Annotated in this window: 16 protein-coding genes; 10 read left to right on the forward strand and 6 right to left on the reverse strand. The window is 70.7% G+C overall.

All coding sequences use genetic code 11. The features are described from left to right. Positions 1-161: 161 nt before the first annotated feature. From H1D24_RS30400 to H1D24_RS30415, 4 genes are all read left to right on the forward strand, one after another. The gene (locus tag H1D24_RS30400) at positions 162-1,535 is read left to right on the forward strand and encodes an ABC transporter ATP-binding protein (protein WP_181660935.1); all 1,374 of its coding nucleotides are present in this window, start codon (positions 162-164) and stop codon (positions 1,533-1,535) included. Between the two features lie 172 nt (positions 1,536-1,707). After that, the gene (locus H1D24_RS30405) at positions 1,708-3,096 is read left to right on the forward strand and encodes an aldehyde dehydrogenase family protein (protein ID WP_181660936.1); all 1,389 of its coding nucleotides are present in this window, start codon (positions 1,708-1,710) and stop codon (positions 3,094-3,096) included. Positions 3,097-3,128: 32 nt separating this feature from the next. Beyond that, on the forward strand, positions 3,129-4,211 hold the full coding sequence (locus H1D24_RS30410; RefSeq protein ID WP_181660937.1) for a Zn-dependent alcohol dehydrogenase: 1,083 nt from the start codon (positions 3,129-3,131) through the stop codon (positions 4,209-4,211). Between the two features lie 260 nt (positions 4,212-4,471). Continuing rightward, complete coding sequence (locus H1D24_RS30415) at positions 4,472-5,821, forward strand: MFS transporter (protein WP_181660938.1); 1,350 nt, start codon at positions 4,472-4,474, stop codon at positions 5,819-5,821. A 7-nt stretch (positions 5,822-5,828) separates the two neighbouring features. On the opposite strand, the gene H1D24_RS30420 is transcribed toward H1D24_RS30415, so the two are convergent. The 3 genes from H1D24_RS30420 to H1D24_RS30430 form a co-directional block, all read right to left on the reverse strand. After that, entirely contained in the window at positions 5,829-6,794 is a 966-nt protein-coding gene (locus H1D24_RS30420; RefSeq protein ID WP_181660939.1) for a DMT family transporter, read from the reverse strand. Positions 6,795-7,026: 232 nt separating this feature from the next. Beyond that, positions 7,027-7,746, reverse strand: a complete 720-nt coding sequence (locus tag H1D24_RS30425; RefSeq protein WP_181660940.1) for an ArsR/SmtB family transcription factor — start codon at positions 7,744-7,746, stop codon at positions 7,027-7,029. A 97-nt stretch (positions 7,747-7,843) separates the two neighbouring features. After that, entirely contained in the window at positions 7,844-8,494 is a 651-nt protein-coding gene (locus H1D24_RS30430) for a TetR/AcrR family transcriptional regulator (protein ID WP_181660941.1), read from the reverse strand. 95 nt (positions 8,495-8,589) lie between these two features. Here H1D24_RS30430 and H1D24_RS30435 point away from each other — a divergent pair, with 95 nt between their 5' ends. The 3 genes from H1D24_RS30435 (at position 8,590) to H1D24_RS30445 (ending at position 10,862) form a co-directional block, all read left to right on the forward strand. Further along, complete coding sequence (locus H1D24_RS30435) at positions 8,590-9,741, forward strand: acyl-CoA dehydrogenase family protein (RefSeq protein WP_181660942.1); 1,152 nt, start codon at positions 8,590-8,592, stop codon at positions 9,739-9,741. A gap of 97 nt (positions 9,742-9,838) precedes the next feature. After that, complete coding sequence (locus tag H1D24_RS30440) at positions 9,839-10,126, forward strand: YiaA/YiaB family inner membrane protein (protein WP_181660943.1); 288 nt, start codon at positions 9,839-9,841, stop codon at positions 10,124-10,126. Between the two features lie 109 nt (positions 10,127-10,235). Next, entirely contained in the window at positions 10,236-10,862 is a 627-nt protein-coding gene (locus H1D24_RS30445) for a TetR/AcrR family transcriptional regulator (protein WP_181660944.1), read from the forward strand. Between the two features lie 86 nt (positions 10,863-10,948). On the opposite strand, the gene H1D24_RS30450 is transcribed toward H1D24_RS30445, so the two are convergent. Next, positions 10,949-11,410 (reverse strand): MaoC family dehydratase, encoded by a 462-nt coding sequence (locus H1D24_RS30450; protein ID WP_181660945.1) that lies wholly within the window; start codon positions 11,408-11,410, stop codon positions 10,949-10,951. 107 nt (positions 11,411-11,517) lie between these two features. On the opposite strand from H1D24_RS30450, the gene soxR reads away from it, so the two are divergent. After that, the gene (soxR, locus tag H1D24_RS30455) at positions 11,518-12,078 is read left to right on the forward strand and encodes a redox-sensitive transcriptional activator SoxR (RefSeq protein ID WP_309484495.1); all 561 of its coding nucleotides are present in this window, start codon (positions 11,518-11,520) and stop codon (positions 12,076-12,078) included. A gap of 543 nt (positions 12,079-12,621) precedes the next feature. Here soxR and H1D24_RS30460 read toward each other — a convergent pair. Next, positions 12,622-13,344, reverse strand: a complete 723-nt coding sequence (locus tag H1D24_RS30460; protein ID WP_181660958.1) for a 3-keto-5-aminohexanoate cleavage protein — start codon at positions 13,342-13,344, stop codon at positions 12,622-12,624. A gap of 91 nt (positions 13,345-13,435) precedes the next feature. Between H1D24_RS30460 and H1D24_RS30465 the strand changes: the two genes are divergently transcribed. After that, a complete protein-coding gene (locus H1D24_RS30465; RefSeq protein WP_181660946.1) occupies positions 13,436-13,954 on the forward strand; it encodes a hypothetical protein in 519 nt (172 codons plus the stop codon). Between the two features lie 63 nt (positions 13,955-14,017). On the opposite strand, the gene H1D24_RS30470 is transcribed toward H1D24_RS30465, so the two are convergent. After that, positions 14,018-14,620 (reverse strand): hypothetical protein, encoded by a 603-nt coding sequence (locus H1D24_RS30470; RefSeq protein ID WP_181660947.1) that lies wholly within the window; start codon positions 14,618-14,620, stop codon positions 14,018-14,020. 301 nt (positions 14,621-14,921) lie between these two features. Here H1D24_RS30470 and H1D24_RS30475 point away from each other — a divergent pair. Then, the coding region (locus H1D24_RS30475; protein WP_181660948.1) for a penicillin acylase family protein at positions 14,922-17,016 on the forward strand (2,095 nt) is incomplete at its 3' end.

The following is a 17,016-nucleotide window of genomic DNA, read 5'->3' on the forward strand; positions in this document are numbered from 1 at the left end:
CATGCGTTCCGACCAGAACAGCCGTTGTCTATCGGCCTGTTCATGCCGGAGTCGTTCCCTCTCGGTGAGTAACCGGCTAACGTTCCGGCACCGCCTGTTCACTCAGGTGGTATCCCAGCACTTACGTCGCAGCCGCATCTCGAATACTGGGCGGGACCCCAATGACTCGCGCCATATCGCTTCGCAACGTCACAAAGACGTACGGCCGGAACGTACGGGCCGTCGACCGTTTCACGCTCGACATCGCGCCGGGGGAGTTCGTGGTCCTCCTCGGACCCTCGGGCTGCGGAAAGTCGACCGTACTGCGCATGATCGCCGGACTCGAGGACATCACCGAGGGCGAACTGCTGCTGGACGGCGAGCGCGTGGACGGTGTAGCGCCCGGCGAACGTGACATGGCCATGGTCTTTCAGAACTTCGCCCTGTATCCGCGCATGACGAACCGCGACAACATCAGCTTCCCGCTGCGGATGGAGAAATCGAGCGAGGACCCCCGTCCGCGCGTCGAGGCAACCGCCCGCATGCTGGGCATCGAGGACATCCTCGACCGCTACCCGAGCCAGCTCTCCGGCGGCGAGCGGCAGCGGGTCGCGATGGGCCGGGCCGTCAGCCGGCGCCCCTCGTGCTTCCTGATGGACGAGCCGCTGTCCAACCTCGACGCCAAGCTCCGCAACCACCTGCGGGCCGAAATCTCCCGGCTCACCCGGGAGTTGGGCGTCACCACGGTCTACGTGACGCACGACCAGGCCGAAGCCATGTCGCTCGGCGACCGCGTCGCGATCATGCGCGGCGGTGTGCTGCAGCAGGTGAGCAGGCCGCGCGACGTCTACGCCGTCCCGGCGAACATCTTCGTGGCGACGTTCATCGGCACCCCGCGCATCAATCTGCTGGAGGCCACCGTCCACGCCCCACTCGACGGCCGTATGTCGATCGACCTGCGCCGGCAGCGGCTGCCCCTGCCCGAACCGCTCAGCCCCGACCACCAGTTGCTGCGCATCCAGCAGGGGCGGCGGATCGTGGTCGGCCTCCGCTCCGAGGCGGTGCGCATAGCGACCCCGGCCGAGGCGCGCCCCGGTGAGGTGCCGATCAGCGGGCTCGTCGAGCACATGGAGTACCAGGGCCATGAGGCGCTGGTCCACTTCAACACCGGCTCCCGGCCCGCCGTGGTGGCCGACCTCGAGTCGCCCCGGCCGGCGCCCGCCCCGCGTCGGCGGCGCAGGGCGCCCGGGGCCGGGGTGCTGAGCCGGTGGATGGAGTCGGCGGGCGCCAGGGCCGGCTCGGATCCGGCCCCTGCGATGGGACCGGTGGTCGCCGTGGACGACCCGGACCCCTTCGCCCGGGAGACACCTGCACCGGGGGCCGGTCGCCCCGCCACCGGAACGAGCGACCTGGTCGTGCGCACCAGCCCCGACGTGCAGCTGCGCCCCGGAGCGCAGGTACCGCTCCTGGTCGATCTGGCGCACCTGTACGTCTTCGACGTGGAGGGCCGCCGGATCTGTCCGGCGCCTTCGGTGTTGCCGGGGCTGGATGTCTGACGGGGCGCGTGCCCCCAGGTCTGGCGCCGAGCCGTAGTCGTCGAGGGAGCCCTGATGGGTGGGCACAACCCACGACGTACAGTGCGTCGCGTACGGCCTGTGCCCCTGGCGCCCAAAAACTAACGGCGCTAGTTTGGGCGCCGGACGACGGACGCCGGCACGGAGGTACGCGATGAAGGCCCACGACGGAATGTACATCGACGGATCGTGGCGGCCGGCCGCAGGCCCCGACACGATCGCGGTCGTGAACCCCGCCGACGAGCAGGTCATCGCCCACGTCCCGGCGGGCACGGCCGAGGACGTCGACGCCGCCGTGCGCGCCGCCCGCGCCGCGCTCCCCGCTTGGGCCGCGACCCCGCCCGCCGAGAGGGCCGCCCGTATCGCCGCCCTGCGCGACGTCCTGGCCGCCCGCAAGGACGAGATCGCCGAGACCGTCACCGCCGAGCTGGGCGCTCCCCTGCCGTTCGCGCAGAGGGTGCACGCGGGCCTGCCGATCGCCGTCGCGGGCTCGTACGCCGAGCTGGCGGCGACGTACCCCTTCGAGGAGAAGGCCGGCAACTCCATGGTGCTGCTCGAACCGGTCGGCGTCGTCGGGGCGATCACGCCCTGGAACTACCCGCTGCACCAGATCGTCGCCAAGGTGGCACCCGCCCTCGCGGCGGGTTGCACCGTCGTCCTCAAGCCCGCCGAGGACACCCCGCTCACCGCACAGCTCTTCGCCGAGGCGGTGCATGAAGCGGGCGTGCCCTCAGGGGTGTTCAACCTGGTCACCGGCCTGGGCCCGGTCGCCGGCCAGGCGCTCGCCGAGCACGAGGGCGTCGACCTGGTGTCCTTCACCGGCTCCACCGCCGTCGGCAGGCAGATCGGTGCGGTGGCCGGCGCGGCCGTCAAGCGCGTCGCGCTGGAGCTCGGCGGCAAGTCGGCCAACGTCATCCTGCCCAGCGCCGACCTCGCCAAGGCAGTCAGCGTCGGCGTCGCCAACGTCATGTCCAACTCCGGCCAGACCTGCAGCGCCTGGACCCGCATGCTCGTCCACCGCGACCAGTACGACGAGGCGGTGCAGCTCGCCGCGGAGGCCGTCGGCAAGTACGGCGACCGCATCGGCCCCCTCGTCAACGCCAAGCAGCACGATCGCGTGCGCGGCTACATCGAGAAGGGCGTGGCGGAGGGCGCGCGGCTCGTCGCGGGCGGCCCCGAAGCTCCCCGCGAGCAGGGCTACTTCGTCAGCCCCACCGTGTTCGCCGACGTCACCGAGGACATGACCATCGCGCAGGAGGAGATCTTCGGCCCGGTCCTGTCGATCCTGAAGTACGCCGACGAGGACGACGCCCTGCGTATCGCCAACGGCACCGTGTACGGCCTCGCGGGCGCCGTCTGGGCCGGCGACGACGAGGAGGCGGTCGCCTTCGCGCGGCGTATGGACACCGGGCAGGTCGACATCAACGGCGGCCGCTTCAACCCGCTTGCCCCCTTCGGCGGATACAAGCAGTCGGGCGTCGGGCGGGAGCTCGGTACGCACGGTCTGGCCGAGTACCTCCAGACCAAGTCCCTCCAGTTCTGATTCCCGCTGATCCGAGGAGCCTGAAGCCCACCATGGTCCGCGCCGCCGTCCTGCCCGCCATCGGCTCTCCTCTGGAGATCACCGAGATCGAGCTGCCTGAGCCCGGGCCCGGCCAGGTGCGGGTACGCCTCGCCGCCGCCGGTGTCTGCCACTCCGACCTGTCCCTGTCCAACGGCACCATGCGGGTGCCCGTACCCGCCGTGCTCGGCCACGAGGGCGCCGGCACGGTCGTCGCCGTCGGCGAGGGCGTCACGCGCGTCGCACCCGGCGACGGCGTCGTCCTCAACTGGGCGCCGTCGTGCGGCCGTTGCCACGCCTGCTCGCTCGGCGAGGTGTGGCTGTGCGCCGACGCGCTGACGGGCGCGGGCGATGTGCACGCGAAGAGGGCCCACGACGGTGCCGACCTCCACCCCGGCCTGAACGTCGCCGCGTTCGCCGAGGAGACCGTCGTCGCCGAGCGCTGTGTGCTGCCTGCGCCGGACGGCGTGCCGCTCACCGACGCGGCCCTGCTGGGCTGCGCCGTGCTCACCGGGTACGGCGCCGTCCACAACTCGGCGCGGGTCCGCGAGGGCGAGTCCGTCGCGGTCTTCGGCGTCGGCGGGGTCGGCCTGGCCACGCTTCAGGCCGCCCGGATCGCGGGCGCCTCGAAGATCGTGGCCGTCGACGTGTCCCCGGAGAAGGAGGAGCTGGCTCGTCGCGCGGGCGCCACCGACTATGTCGTCGCCTCCGAGAACACCGCACGCGAGATCCGCGGACTCACCGGCAAGCAGGGCGTGGACGTCGCCGTGGAGTGCGTCGGGCGCGCCGTGACCATCCGTACCGCCTGGGAGTCCACCCGGCGCGGCGGCCGCACCACGGTCGTCGGCATCGGCGGCAAGGACCAGCAGGTGGCCTTCAACGCCCTGGAGATCTTCCACTGGGGCCGCACCCTCTCCGGCTGCGTCTACGGAAACTCCGACCCGGCCGAGGACCTCCCCGCTCTCGGGGACCACATCCGCTCGGGCCACCTCGACCTCGGCGCCCTCGTGACCGAGCACATCGCTCTCGACGGCATCCCGGCGGCGTTCGACAACATGCTCGCGGGCAAGGGCGGCCGGGCGCTGGTCGTCTTCTAGCGGAGGGTCTCCCCGACTCGTCGTACACCCCGGCCGCGGTCGCGCGGCCGGGGCCCGCGTGCTGCCCGCGCCCGGATCGCGCCTGATCAACCCATGCATTGCACAGGCAAAACTGCTGCCGCACGACCCGTTGACGTACATACCGTCCGGTCAGTACGTTCCCGGAAATCGCGGAGCCGCCCCCTCTGTTCCGTCCCCCCACATCCCTGTTCCGCCCCCCACACCCCTGTTCCGTCCCCGCACCCACCGGAGTGTGCAGCATGGACACGGCACCCTCAGCAGCATCCGCTCACCCCCGGTCCGCCGCCCCGGCGGACGCCCGCAGCCGCCGCAAGGTGGCGACCGCCGCCGCTCTCGCCTCGGCCGTGGAGTGGTACGACTACTTCGTCTTCGGCATCGCCGCCGCGCTCGTGCTCGGCGATCTGTACTTCCCCGCAGGCAGCCCGTCCGCCGGGGTCCTGGCCTCCTTCGCGACCTTCGCCGTCGGCTTCCTGGCCCGTCCGCTCGGCGGTGTCATCGCAGGTCACCTCGGCGACCAGCGAGGCCGCAAGCCCATGCTGGTCCTCGCGCTCACCCTGATGGGCGTCGCCACCACGGGAATCGGCCTGCTCCCCACGTACCAGACCATCGGCATCGCCGCGCCCGTCCTGCTCGTCCTGCTGCGCGTCATGCAGGGCATCGCCGTGGGTGCGCAGTGGGGCGGCGCGATGCTGCTCGCCACCGAGTACGCCCCGGAGGGCAAGCGCGGGATCTACGGCAGCTTCGTCCAACTCGGCGTCCCCATCGGAGTGGTGACCGCCAACTCCGTCTTCCTGGTGGCCGGCGCGGCCACCAGCGAGAGCGCCTTCGCCGCCTGGGGCTGGCGCGTGCCGTTCCTCATCGGCTTCTTCGTCCTGGGCCTCGCCTGGTACATCCACACCAAGGTCGAGGAGACGCCCGAGTTCCGCGCGGCCGAACGGGCGCTCGCGGAGAAGGAGAAGGGCGAGAAGAGTTCCCCGCTGCGGACGATCCTGCGCGGGCATCTCGGCACGGTGCTGCTGGCAGGCGGGTCGTTCGCCGTGAACACCGCCACCTTCTACATCCTCATCACCGGCATCCTCGACTACACCACCCGCGAACTCGGCATGGAGCGCAGCGCGGTCCTCACCGTCTCCCTCTGCGTCAGCCTCACGCAGCTGGTTCTCATCCCCGCGTCGGCCGCCCTGTCCGACCGGATCGGGCGCATCAGGATCTACGCACTAGGGGCGGTGGGCCTGGCCGTCTGGGCGGTGCCGCTCTTCCTGCTCGTCGACACCGCCTCGCTGCTGTGGCTGGCGGTCGCCTCGTTCGTGACCAGCTGCTTCCTGAGCATCATGTACGGGCCGCAGGCCGCGCTGTTCGCCGAGCTCTTCACCCCGGAGATGCGCTACACCGGTGCCTCGCTCGGCTATCAGATCGCGGCCATCCTCGGCGGCGGGCTCGCGCCGTTCATCATGGTGCTGCTCCTCGAGGCGACGGGCACGTCCATGGCCGTCTCGGCCTACATCATCGGGCTTTCCGTGATTGCCCTCGCCTCCATCAAGGTCCTTGCGACGCGGGCGAGTTCGAGTTCCGGTTCCGAATCGCGCTGACGCGGGATCACCTGCTCTCCGGTTCCGGTTCGGGCGCGGCTGTCGCCGTGGTCGGAACCGGAGCCGGAGCCGTCGTCCTCCGTCCGCGCGGGCGGGAGCGCGACACCGCGACCCCGGCGAGGCACAGCAATCCGCCGCCCAGCGTCAGCAGACCCGGCACCTCGTCGAGAGCGATCCAGGACATCAGGACGACCAGCGCGGGCACGGCGTACGTGGTCGCGCCCATCCGGCTCGCGGTCGTACGGGCGAGGGCGTACGCCCAGGTCGTGAAGGCCAGGGCGGTCGGGAACACGCCCAGATAGAGCATGTTGAGAGTCGCGGAGACGGGGGCACGGGCCGCGTCATTGACCAGCTGCCCCGCGAACGGCAGACACGCGACGGCTCCGACGAGACACCCGAACGTCGTCACCTGCAGTGCGGTGGCGTGCCCCAGAGCGGGCTTCTGCCCCACGACTCCGCTCGCGTATCCGATCGCCGCGAGCACGCACAGCGCGACCCCGAGGACGGACGCGCTCCCGTCGCCCGACATGGAGAACCCGACAGCGATGGCACCCGCGAACGACACCGCCATCCCCGCGAGCAGGCGCGGCGGCAGCGGATCGCCCAGCAGCCGCCACCCCAGCACCGCGACGAGGATCGGGCCGATGTTCACCAGAAGGGCCGCCGTTCCGGCATCGACCAACTGCTCGCCCCAGTTGAGCACCACCATGTAGAGGCCGAACCACAGCAGACCCGAGATGACGATTCCCGGCCAGGCCGCCCGTGGCGGCCACCCCTCTCTCCGTATGAGACAGATGACGCCCAGCGTGAGCGCCCCGGCCAGCAGCCGTCCGAGAGCCAGAGCCCCCGGTGAGTACGCGGCCCCGGCGCTGCGGATCGACACGAAAGCAGAGGCCCACAGCACGACGGTCACCGTCGCCGCACCGGCGGCGAGCAGTTCGGGGCGCCGGGCGGGCAGGGGGGAAGTCATCATGCTCCTGAGGCTAGGGAGGTCGGGGCGGTGCGGCTCGCGGTTTTCGGACGTTGTACCTGACGGCGGCTCCGCTACCTCGTTGCGAGGCCGTCGCCGCGTCACGGCGAGCCCTCCGATCGGTCGGAGTTCGTCGTTCCTCGAGGTTAAAGGGCGCATAGTTCGGCGGTCACCGCAATATCCCGGGCGCCGCCTTCGCCGTCGGAGGCGCTTTTGTCACCGCAGCGCCGCTTTGTCACCGCAGCGCCGCCGCCTCGATGCCCAGCAGTTCGGCGAGGGCGCGCGTGCCGACGTCAGTGACCTTGACCGCGCGCTCCGAGCCGATCCGTACGCACCAGTCTGCGTCCAGCGCGTGGCGGCACAGGGCAGCCCCCGCGACACCCGCGAGGTGCGGTCTGCGCTCCGTCCAGTCGAGGCAGCCGCGGGCGAGCGGACGTCGTCCGGTGCGTTCGAGTGGGATCGCCAGGCCGTCGAACCAGCTCAGCCCCGCGCTGGTCAGGGCGAACCCGGTGTCCTGACGCAGCAGACCGCGCTCGGTCAGCGCGTCCGTGATCGCGATGCCCAGGCGTCCGGCGAGGTGGTCGTAGCAGGTGCGTCCGCGCGCCATCGCGGAGCCGGCGCTCGACGCCCGCAGCGTCCGCGGGCGCTCGACGTGGGGCGCGGCGTGCGCGGCAAGATCTTCTACGAGCTGCGCCACCCGGTCGTCGGCCAGGCGCACATAGCGGTGCCGGCCCTGCCGCTCTTCGGCCAGAAGCCCGCCGGCGACCAGCTTTCCGAGGTGCTCGCTCGCGGTCGATGCCGCCACGCCCGCGTACCGCGCCAGTTCACCGGCGGTCCATGCCCGCCCGTCGAGCAGCGCGAGCAGACAGGCAGCGCGCGTCTCGTCGGCGAACAACCCGGCGAGCGCGGCGAGCTGCGGGGCGGCGGAGTCCCTGGACGGCTTCGTGGGTCTCATGGGTTCAGCATGCGGCTGGGAACGTTCGGCGAGCGCCGAAGGGTCGTGTGCCGTGCCCGCTGCCGCTGCCGCTGCCGCTGCCGCTGCCGCTGCCGGTCTAGCCCTGGTGCGTCGCCGACGCCAGCTGTTCGAACTGCATGGCCAACCCGTCGAGCAGTGCCTGCAGTCCCGTCTCGAAGGCGCGCCCGTCGATCTGCTGCCTGCGCTCGGCGAGCAGATGCGCCTTGCCGAGGTGCGGATAGTCGGACGGGTCGTACGCCGTCTCGTCGTCGACGAAGCCCCCGGCGAAGGATCCCAGTGCGGAACCCATGACGAAGTACCGCATCAGGGCGCCGATCGACGTCGCCTGGGCCGGTGGCCACCCCGCCGCGACCATCGCGCCGAACACCGCGTCCGCGACGCGCAGCCCCGCCGGCCGTCGGCCGGGCCCCTGGGCGAGGACCGGCACGATGTTCGGGTGCTCGGAGAGGGCCGCGCGATAGGACACGGCCCAGTCGTGCAGCGCCGTCCGCCAGTCCCTGCCGTCCTCGAACATCGACAGATCGACCTGGGCGCTGATCGAGTCGGCGACCGCCTCGAGGATCTCGTCCTTCGTGCGGAAGTGGTTGTAGAGCGACGGCCCGCTCACCCCGAGCTCGGCGGCGAGGCGCCGTGTCGACACGGCCGCGAGGCCCTCGGCGTCGACCAGCGCACGCGCCGTCTCGACGATGCGGTCGGTGCTCAGCAGGGGCTTGCGCGGTCGGGCCATGCGGCACATAGTAGGGCCGCTGCGGCAGAAACTAGCAGTGATAGTTAAAGTAGAAGCCGATTCGTCAAGTCCATTCCAGCGTGGAGCGTTCATCGATGAACCTGGAGCTCAGCGAGGAGCAGGCCGCGGTCCGGCAGCTCGCCAAGGACTTCGTGGCGCGCGAGATCGCCCCGCACGTCGTCGAGTGGGACCGCGCCGAGAGTGTCGACCGTTCGCTCGTGAAGAAGCTCGGAGAGGTCGGCTTCCTGGGTCTGACCGTCGACGAGGAGTACGGCGGCTCGGGCGGCGACCACCTCGCGTACTGCCTGGTGACGGAGGAGCTCGGTCGAGGCGACTCGTCGGTGCGGGGCATCGTCTCCGTCTCACTCGGCCTGGTCGCGAAGACCATCGCGCACTGGGGCAGCGAGGAGCAGAAGCGGCAGTGGCTGCCGGGGCTGACGTCCGGCGAGTACGTCGGCTGCTTCGGCCTCACCGAGCCCGGTACCGGCTCCGACGCGGGCAGCCTCGCGACGAGCGCCGTGCGCGACGGCGACGAGTACGTCGTCAACGGCACGAAGATGTTCATCACGAACGGCACGTGGGCCGACGTCGTCCTCCTCTTTGCCCGGACCAACGACACCCCCGGCCACCAGGGCGTCTCCGCCTTCCTGGTGCCCGCCACCTCGCCAGGCCTGACCCGCCGCACCGTCCACGGCAAACTCGGTCTGCGCGGTCAGGCCACCGCCGAGCTGGTCCTCGAGGACGTACGCGTCCCGGCGTCGGCGATGCTCGCCCCCGAGGGCAAGGGCTTCGCGGTCGCCATGTCCGCGCTCGCCAAGGGGCGTATGTCGGTCGCCGCCGGCTGCGTGGGCATCGCGCAGGCCGCGCTGGACGCGGCGGTGCGGTACGCGACCGAGCGCGAGCAGTTCGGCAGGACCATCGCGCACCACCAGCTGGTCCAGGAGCTGATCAGCGACATCGCCGTGGACGTCGACGCCGCGCGCCTGCTCACTTGGCGGGTCGCCGATCTGATCGACCGCGGACTGCCCTTCGCCACCGAGTCCTCCAAGGCCAAACTGTTCGCCTCGGAGGCCGCGGTACGCGCCGCGAACAACGCCCTCCAGGTCTTCGGCGGTTACGGCTACATCGACGAGTACCCGGTCGGGAAGCTGCTGCGCGACGCGCGGGTCATGACGCTCTACGAGGGCACCAGCCAGATACAGAAGCTCGTGATCGGCCGCGCGCTGACGGGCGTATCGGCCTTCTGAGGCGCAGCTCGGAACGATCCTGCGGCCGCGAGCGTGAGTACGAAGCTGAGTATCCGCGCGGATGTGTCCCAGGTCGCGGCCCGCGACGCTGGACCGCATGAGCGAGACACCCGTCAAGCAGCAGAACACCGCCGCGTTCTACGGTCAGGCCGTCGCCTCCTTCGCCGTCGCCCTGGCGGCCACGGCCATCGGGATCTTCAATCTGCAGGCCGACGCCTGGGTCCGCGCCTTCCTGGGCATCGCCGTCCTCTATCTGGTCACCTCGGCGTTCACGCTGGCCAAGGTGATCAGGGACCGGCAGGAGGCCGGACAGCTGGTCAGCCGCGTCGACCAGGCCAGGCTCGAGAAGCTGCTCGCCGAGCACGACCCCTTCGAGAAGCTCTAAGCGCCCGCTCAGCATTCCGGTATCGTGGTGCGTCCTGCCACTTCAGACGCGGTCCGCAGGGCCGTTTTCGTCGAGGATGGCGGCAGGCGACCGGTGGAAGGGGCGAGCGATGGGTGCGGCGGCTCAGACGGCCGATGGCGAGGACCAGCCGTGGCGTGAGGTCACCCCGGACGCGGCCAGGCGGCTGCTCGTCGCCGCTGTCGAGGCATTCGCCGAGCGCGGCTACCACGCGACGACGACCCGCGACATCGCGGGCCGCGCCGGCATGAGCCCGGCCGCGCTCTACATCCACTACAAGACCAAGGAAGAGCTGCTCCACCGCATCAGCAGGATCGGCCACGAGAAGGCTCTCGAGGTCCTGCAGACGGCGTCCGACCGCGAGGGCACCCCCGCGGAGCGGCTCTCCGGCGCCGTGCAGTCCTTCGTCCGCTGGCACGCCTCGCAGCACACCACCGCGCGTGTCGTGCAGTACGAACTGGACGCACTCGGTCCGGAGGCGCGCGCGGAGATCGTCGCCCTGCGCCGCAGGACCGACGACGTCGTGCGCGAGATCATCCACGACGGTGTGCAGGCGGGGGAGTTCGACGTCCCCGACGTGAAGGGCACCACCCTCGCCGTGCTGTCCCTCTGCATCGATGTCGCACGCTGGTTCAACGTGGCCGGGCGCCGGACGCCCGACGAGGTCGGCGCGCTCTACGCCGACCTCGTGCTGCGGATGGTGGGGGCGAAGCGGTAAGCCGCGGCTGTACGGTGCCGCGGTGAGCCCCGGCCTTACGGTGCCGCGGCAAAGAACCCCGGCTCTACGGCTGCGTGTGACGCGGCTCAGAAGTAGTAGCGGGACACCGACTCCGCCACGCACACCGGCTTGTCGCCGCCCTCGCGCTCGACGGTGACGGCTGCCGTCACCTGCACGCCGCCGCCCGTCTCGGTGACCTCCTGGAGAACGGCCGTGGCGCGCAGCCGCGAGCCGACCGGCACGGGGGCGGGGAAACGCACCTTGTTCGTGCCGTAGTTGATGCCCATCTTCATCCCCTCGACCCGCATGACCTGCGGGACCAGGCTGGGCAGCAGTGACAGGGTCAGATACCCGTGCGCAATGGTGGTGCCGAACGGGCCGGCCGCCGCCTTCTCCGGGTCCACGTGGATCCACTGGTGGTCGCCCGTGGCCTCCGCGAACAGGTCGATCCGCTTCTGGTCGATCTCCAGCCAGTCGCTGTGGCCAAGCTGCTCGCCCACTGCTGCCTTCAGCTCGTCGGCGGACGTGAAGATCCTCGGCTCTGCCATTGTCCCTGACCCTCCCGGGCGTCGTTGTCTAAGCGCTTGCTCAGCATGGTCGGGTGGGGCGCCTCTGTCAACGAGGAGCCGGAGCGGGGGCCGGTAGGGTTCGAAGGGTGCCGCAGATTCCGGAGAAGATCCACGAGCTCACGGTCGGCCAGCTGTCGGCCCGCAGCGGCGCCGCCGTCTCGGCGCTGCACTTCTACGAGTCCAGGGGACTGATCAGCAGCCGTCGCACGGCGGGCAATCAGCGCCGCTACCAGCGCGACGCGTTGCGCCGTGTCGCGTTCGTCCGCGCCGCCCAGCGAGTCGGCATCCCGCTCGCGACGATCCGCGAGGCGCTCGCCGAACTCCCCGAGGGGCGCACGCCCAACCGCGAGGACTGGGCCCGCCTCTCCGAGGCCTGGCGCTCCGAACTCGACGAACGCATCAAGCAGCTCAGCCGCCTCCGCGACCACCTCACCGACTGCATCGGCTGCGGCTGCCTGTCCCTGGAGACATGCGTGCTCTCCAACCCGGACGACGTCTTCGGTGAGCGGTTGACCGGTTCACGCCTGCTTCCCGAACGCGGCCGCACCGGGAAGCCGGGCGGGACGCTGCGCTCCGGCGAGACGGAACCCGATGCAGCGTCTGGTGCTGCATGCGGCCGCCCTGACACCAAGGACACCTGCCGATGACACCCAGGGCATCGGAGCGGAGCGAGCCCGGCTGAGGCTAGCGACCACGGGCAGCGAAGGGCGTCCGGCATGGAGGGCCTCGGCGCAGGGAGGGGCATTCCGCGCACCGAGGGGTGTCCGCGCGGCGAAAGTCGTCCCCGCGGCCAAGGGTGTGCGTGCAGCGCAGGGCGTTCGCGCCGCGAAGGGGTGTCCGTGCAGCGAGGGGCGTTCGCGCCGCGAAGGGTGTGCGTGCAGCGCAGGGCGTTCGCGCCGCGAAGGGTGTCCCGGGGGCGGCGCGCCCCCTCCGCGCGCCGCTCCCGGCCTCCGCGAACCGCCCTGCCGTCCCCTGTGCGGCAGGGCGGAGCCATACAGCGGAACTCCTGGCTCCAGTCCCGCGCCCCGGTCGGGCCTCAGCCGTGTTGCACAGCCCCTACTGTCCCGGCGGCACATCCCTACAGCCAGCGATTTACGTCTGGTACGGCCCCGGGCCCCTGATCCGGCAGCCGATCCGGGCACCAAAGCGGCCGCCGATCCGGCCGCAGGCGTTCTCCGACCCTCCACCCCTTACGGCCCCGCCCCCACCCTCAGCGCCTCCGCCACCAACTCCGCGTTGGACCTGGCCCATTGCCCGTCCGGCAGGACCAGCGTGTCCTCCAGGCCGATCCGCGCCGCCAGCCCCAGCCCCAGCCGCCGCGCCATCCGCAACACCGGCCAGGCGCCGCCCTCTTGACCATGCAGCAGCACCGGACGGCCATGGGCCGCGCCGATCGCCTCGAGCAGCTCCCGGGCCGTGTCCTCGGCGGTCTCGGGATCCCGATCGGTGACCTCGGCCAGTACCCGCAGGACCCGCGGTGCGAGGGGCGATGCGGCGAACCGGGCCGGGCCGTCCGTGCCCGACCACAGCCCGGCCTCCACGCCCACACCCCGGTCGAGAAGGGCCGCAGCCACCTCCTCGGCCCCCGGCTCATGCCAGTTGACCGACGCATGATCGGGCAGCGTCGTCCACTCGCGGATGCGCTCGGCCCGCGCCCGCGGGTCCGGCTCGGCCCACGCGCCCGTCGTCACACCGACCGGAACGCGCACGGCGGAACGTATCGCTTCGAGCGTCGCCGCAACCGCGCGCGGCGAAAGAGTGTCCTGTCCACAGGGGGACTTGGGATGTACATGCACATCCTGGGCGCCGGCCGCGACGGCCCCCGCCGCGGCCTCGGCCATCGCCCCCGGAGAAACCGGCACGGCCGCACCATCGCCGGCCCCGCGCGGGCCGTTCAGACACACCTGGAGCAAGAAGTCCATGTCGCCGATGGTGCCACCCGCCACTGACAATCCGGTCGCCAGCGACAGCCAGCGCCGGCCGGACACCGAGGAGGAGCCACCTATGAGCCTCGCCATCTGCTCACTCAAGTGGGAAGCAGCCCGCGGCGGCCCGCAGAAGATCTCGTACGACAGCGACGGCTACCACCTCGTGCGCTTCCCCTACGCGGCGGACGAGGAGTCCTATGACCCGTGGAAGATGCACGCCCCGGGCCACGGTGGCGACAAGGCGTCCGCCTTCCCGGACCGCCGTTCGGGGCTGATATGGCCCAGCCACGACGGCTGGGGTGTGCTGTCCGCGCTGGTCTTCTGGGAGGCGGCCGCCGAACCCACCGAGTACCGGGCGCGGTTCGTGCGCGATCCGCTCGGCTCGTCGACGGGGTACGACTCGACCGCCACGACCGATGGGGCCGCCACCCGGGGCGGCCAGTACCGCTCTTACGTGTGGCAGATGTTCGTGCACCCGGGCACACCGTTGGGGCTGAAGGTCTCGGCGCGCGGCGCGGGGGACAAGAAGCTGGGCACACCGCTGATCCTGGCCGAGTTCAAGCTCGCCATCCACACGGACGTGATCACTCCGTAGCGCAGAAACGGTCCGGCGCTTCTCGCACGGGGGTGCGCCCAGGATGTCGCACCCCCGTCGTGCTCAGGCCGACACCAGCAACCGCGCTCGTCTCGCCTCCGCCAGGGCCGCGGACGTCAGAACGGGCCGTGGCACCACTATCCCGCAGCCCGTGCAGACCGGACCCGACGAGGGCTCATGGGCCAGATCGCTTTTCCAGACGAGGCGCGAATCCGAGCACACCGGGCACAGTTCGCCAGGCTCCCGCTCCAGGGCCGCTATCAGTCGCCGCAGTGTTTCGGCCAGCGGCCCGGCGGGATGGACACGGGGGTCGTCGCACCATGCGACCCCGAAGCCGCCCCAGGTGAGCCGGTGCCAGTCGTCCACGCTGCCCGGCCTGCGCAGTCCGTCGTGCTTCTCCCTCTTGCGCCGCTCGGCGAACTGGGCCTCGTAGGCGAGCCAGACCGCCCGTGCCTCCTCGAGTTCGTCGAGCGCGGCCACCAGCCGCGCCGGATCGGGTGAGCGGTCCTGCTGCCCGAAGCCCGCCCGGGAGCAGAGATGGTCCCAGGTGGCCCGGTGGCCGTAAGGGGCGAACCGCTCGAGGCACTTGCGCAGTGAGTACCGCCGTAGTGCCAGGTCGTTGCGGGGGTCGCGCACCTGTCTCGCGAGACTCCGGAATCCGGCCATCGCTCTGCACCTCCGTCACATGTACTCCGGCTGATTCGGCGTCGTCGTACGGACGTCGTCGAATAGACGTATCGACACGCCATTCGGCTCCATCCGAATTCGGATGACATCCGCCGGTTGCTCTCGAGGATCCCGGACGGGCCGTCAAGCGGCTGTCAGTGACTGGTCGTTCTGGTCTCTTCGGACGGTCAACACCCGCTCTGGGCCCTGTAATGATTCGGAAAACGTGACGCATGTTCATCTTCAATCGTCGCGGTACCGGCGGTAACCTCCGGCTCACCCATCGTCGGGAGGAGCAGGAATGCCACGGCGTACCCCCCACCACACCCTCGTCAGATCCCTGCGCAGATCCGCGGGCTCACTGGCCGTCACGGCTGTATTCGTCCTTACCGGGGGCCTGTTGGCCCCTGTCCCGGCAGCCGCCGCGGCGGAGCCGGCCGCAGCCGACTACTGCGAAGGCCAGTGCGCCGACATCCTGCCGCCCGGTGCGAACGGCAGTGCCACGCTCGCCGAGATCCTCGCCAACCAGCTATTGGGCACTCAGCCCGCGCACGCCGATGACCAGTTGGGCCCCTATGACGCGCTCTCCTCCGGGTACCCGACTCTCACGGACGACACCCTCACCCGGTACTTCAACGACGCTTCTTTCGGCGTCCCCGACGACCAGGTCGCCTCCGTCACCCGCCCCCGCGACGATGTGACGATCACCCGCGACAAGAAGTACGGCATTCCGCACATCAAGGGGACCACGCGCTACGGAACCGAGTTCGGCGCCGGCTATGCCGCCGGGCAGGACCGTCTCTGGCTCATCGACCTGTTCCGGCACATCGGTCGCGGCGAGCTCACCTCGTTCGCCGGCGGCGCACTCGCCAACCAGGGCCTTGAGCAGCAGTTCTGGCCGCAGGCCCCGTACACCGAGGAGGATCTGCAGAGGCAGGTCGACCACCTCCGCAGCGCCTCGGGCGCGCGCGGCGAGCAGGCGATGGCCGATGCGCAGGCCTATATCGACGGTCTCAACGCCTATCGCGAACAGGCCAAGAAAGGCCGGTACTTTCCCGGCGAGTACGTCCTCACCGGCAAGATCGACGCGATCACCAACGTCGGAGAGATAGAGCCCTTCAAGATCACCGACATGATCGCGCTCGCCTCGGTCGTGGGCGGCCTCTTCGGCAACGGCGGCGGGGGAGAGGTCGAAGCCGCGCTCTCCCTGCTCACGGCTCAGCAGAAGTACGGCATCGAAGAAGGCACCAGGGTCTGGGAGTCCTTCCGGCAGCGCAACGACCCGGAGAGCGTGCTGACCCTCCACGACGGCAGCAGCTTCCCGTATGCCGACAAGCCCGACAGCCCGCGCGGCACGGCCCTCCCCGACTCCGGATCGGTCGAGCGCGAGCAGCTCGTGTACGACCGCGAGGGCTCGGCGGCGAGCGCCACAGGTGTCCAGAGCACCGAAAGCACCCAGAGCGCGTCGAGTCCTCGGACGCCCAAGGACCCCGTGAAGGTGAACGGCCGCCTCAAGCCCCTCCAGGGCATCTTCGACGCCGGTGTGCTGCCCGCCGGCCTCTTCGCCGGGGGAGCGAGCAGGAAGGGCATGTCCAACGCCCTGCTCGTCTCCGGCGAGCACACCGCCAGCGGTCACCCCGTGGCCGTATTCGGCCCGCAGACCGGCTACTTCGCGCCGCAGCTGCTGATGATGCAGGAGCTCCAGGGACCCGGCATCAGCGCGCACGGCGTCTCGTTCGCGGGCGTCGGCATGTACGTCCAGCTGGGCCGCGGCCAGGACTACGCCTGGTCGGCCACCTCAGCAGGACAGGACATCACCGACACGTACGCCGTCGAGCTCTGCGAACCGGGCGGCGGCACCCCCACCAAGCAGTCCACGCACTACCTCTACAGGGGCGCCTGCACCCCCATGGAGAGGCTGGAGAAGCGCAACTCCTGGAAGCCGACAGTGGCCGACTCCACGGCCGCCGGCTCGTACCGGATGCAGGTCTTCCGCACCCACTACGGCATCGTCACGCACCGCGCCACGGTCGGCGGCAAGCCCGTCGCCTACACCTCGCTGCGCTCCACGTACCGGCACGAGGCCGACTCGATCATCGGCTTCCAGATGCTGAACGACCTGTCCTACGTCACGGACGCCAAGACGTTCCAGCAGGCTGCGCAGCACATCAGCTACGCCTTCAACTGGTTCTACGCCGACTCGCGCGACATCGCGTATTACAACAGCGGCGCCAACCCGGTGCGTGCGGCGAACGTCGATCCGTCGTTCCCGGTGAAGGCCGAGAAGGCGTACGAATGGCGGGACTTCGACCCGACGCACAACACCGCCGCGTACACACCGCCCGACCAGCACCCCCACTCGGTGAACCAGGACTACTACATCTCCTGGAACAACA

The organism is Streptomyces himalayensis subsp. himalayensis (genome assembly GCF_013778455.1).
GTDB classification, from domain to species: domain Bacteria; phylum Actinomycetota; class Actinomycetes; order Streptomycetales; family Streptomycetaceae; genus Streptomyces; species Streptomyces himalayensis.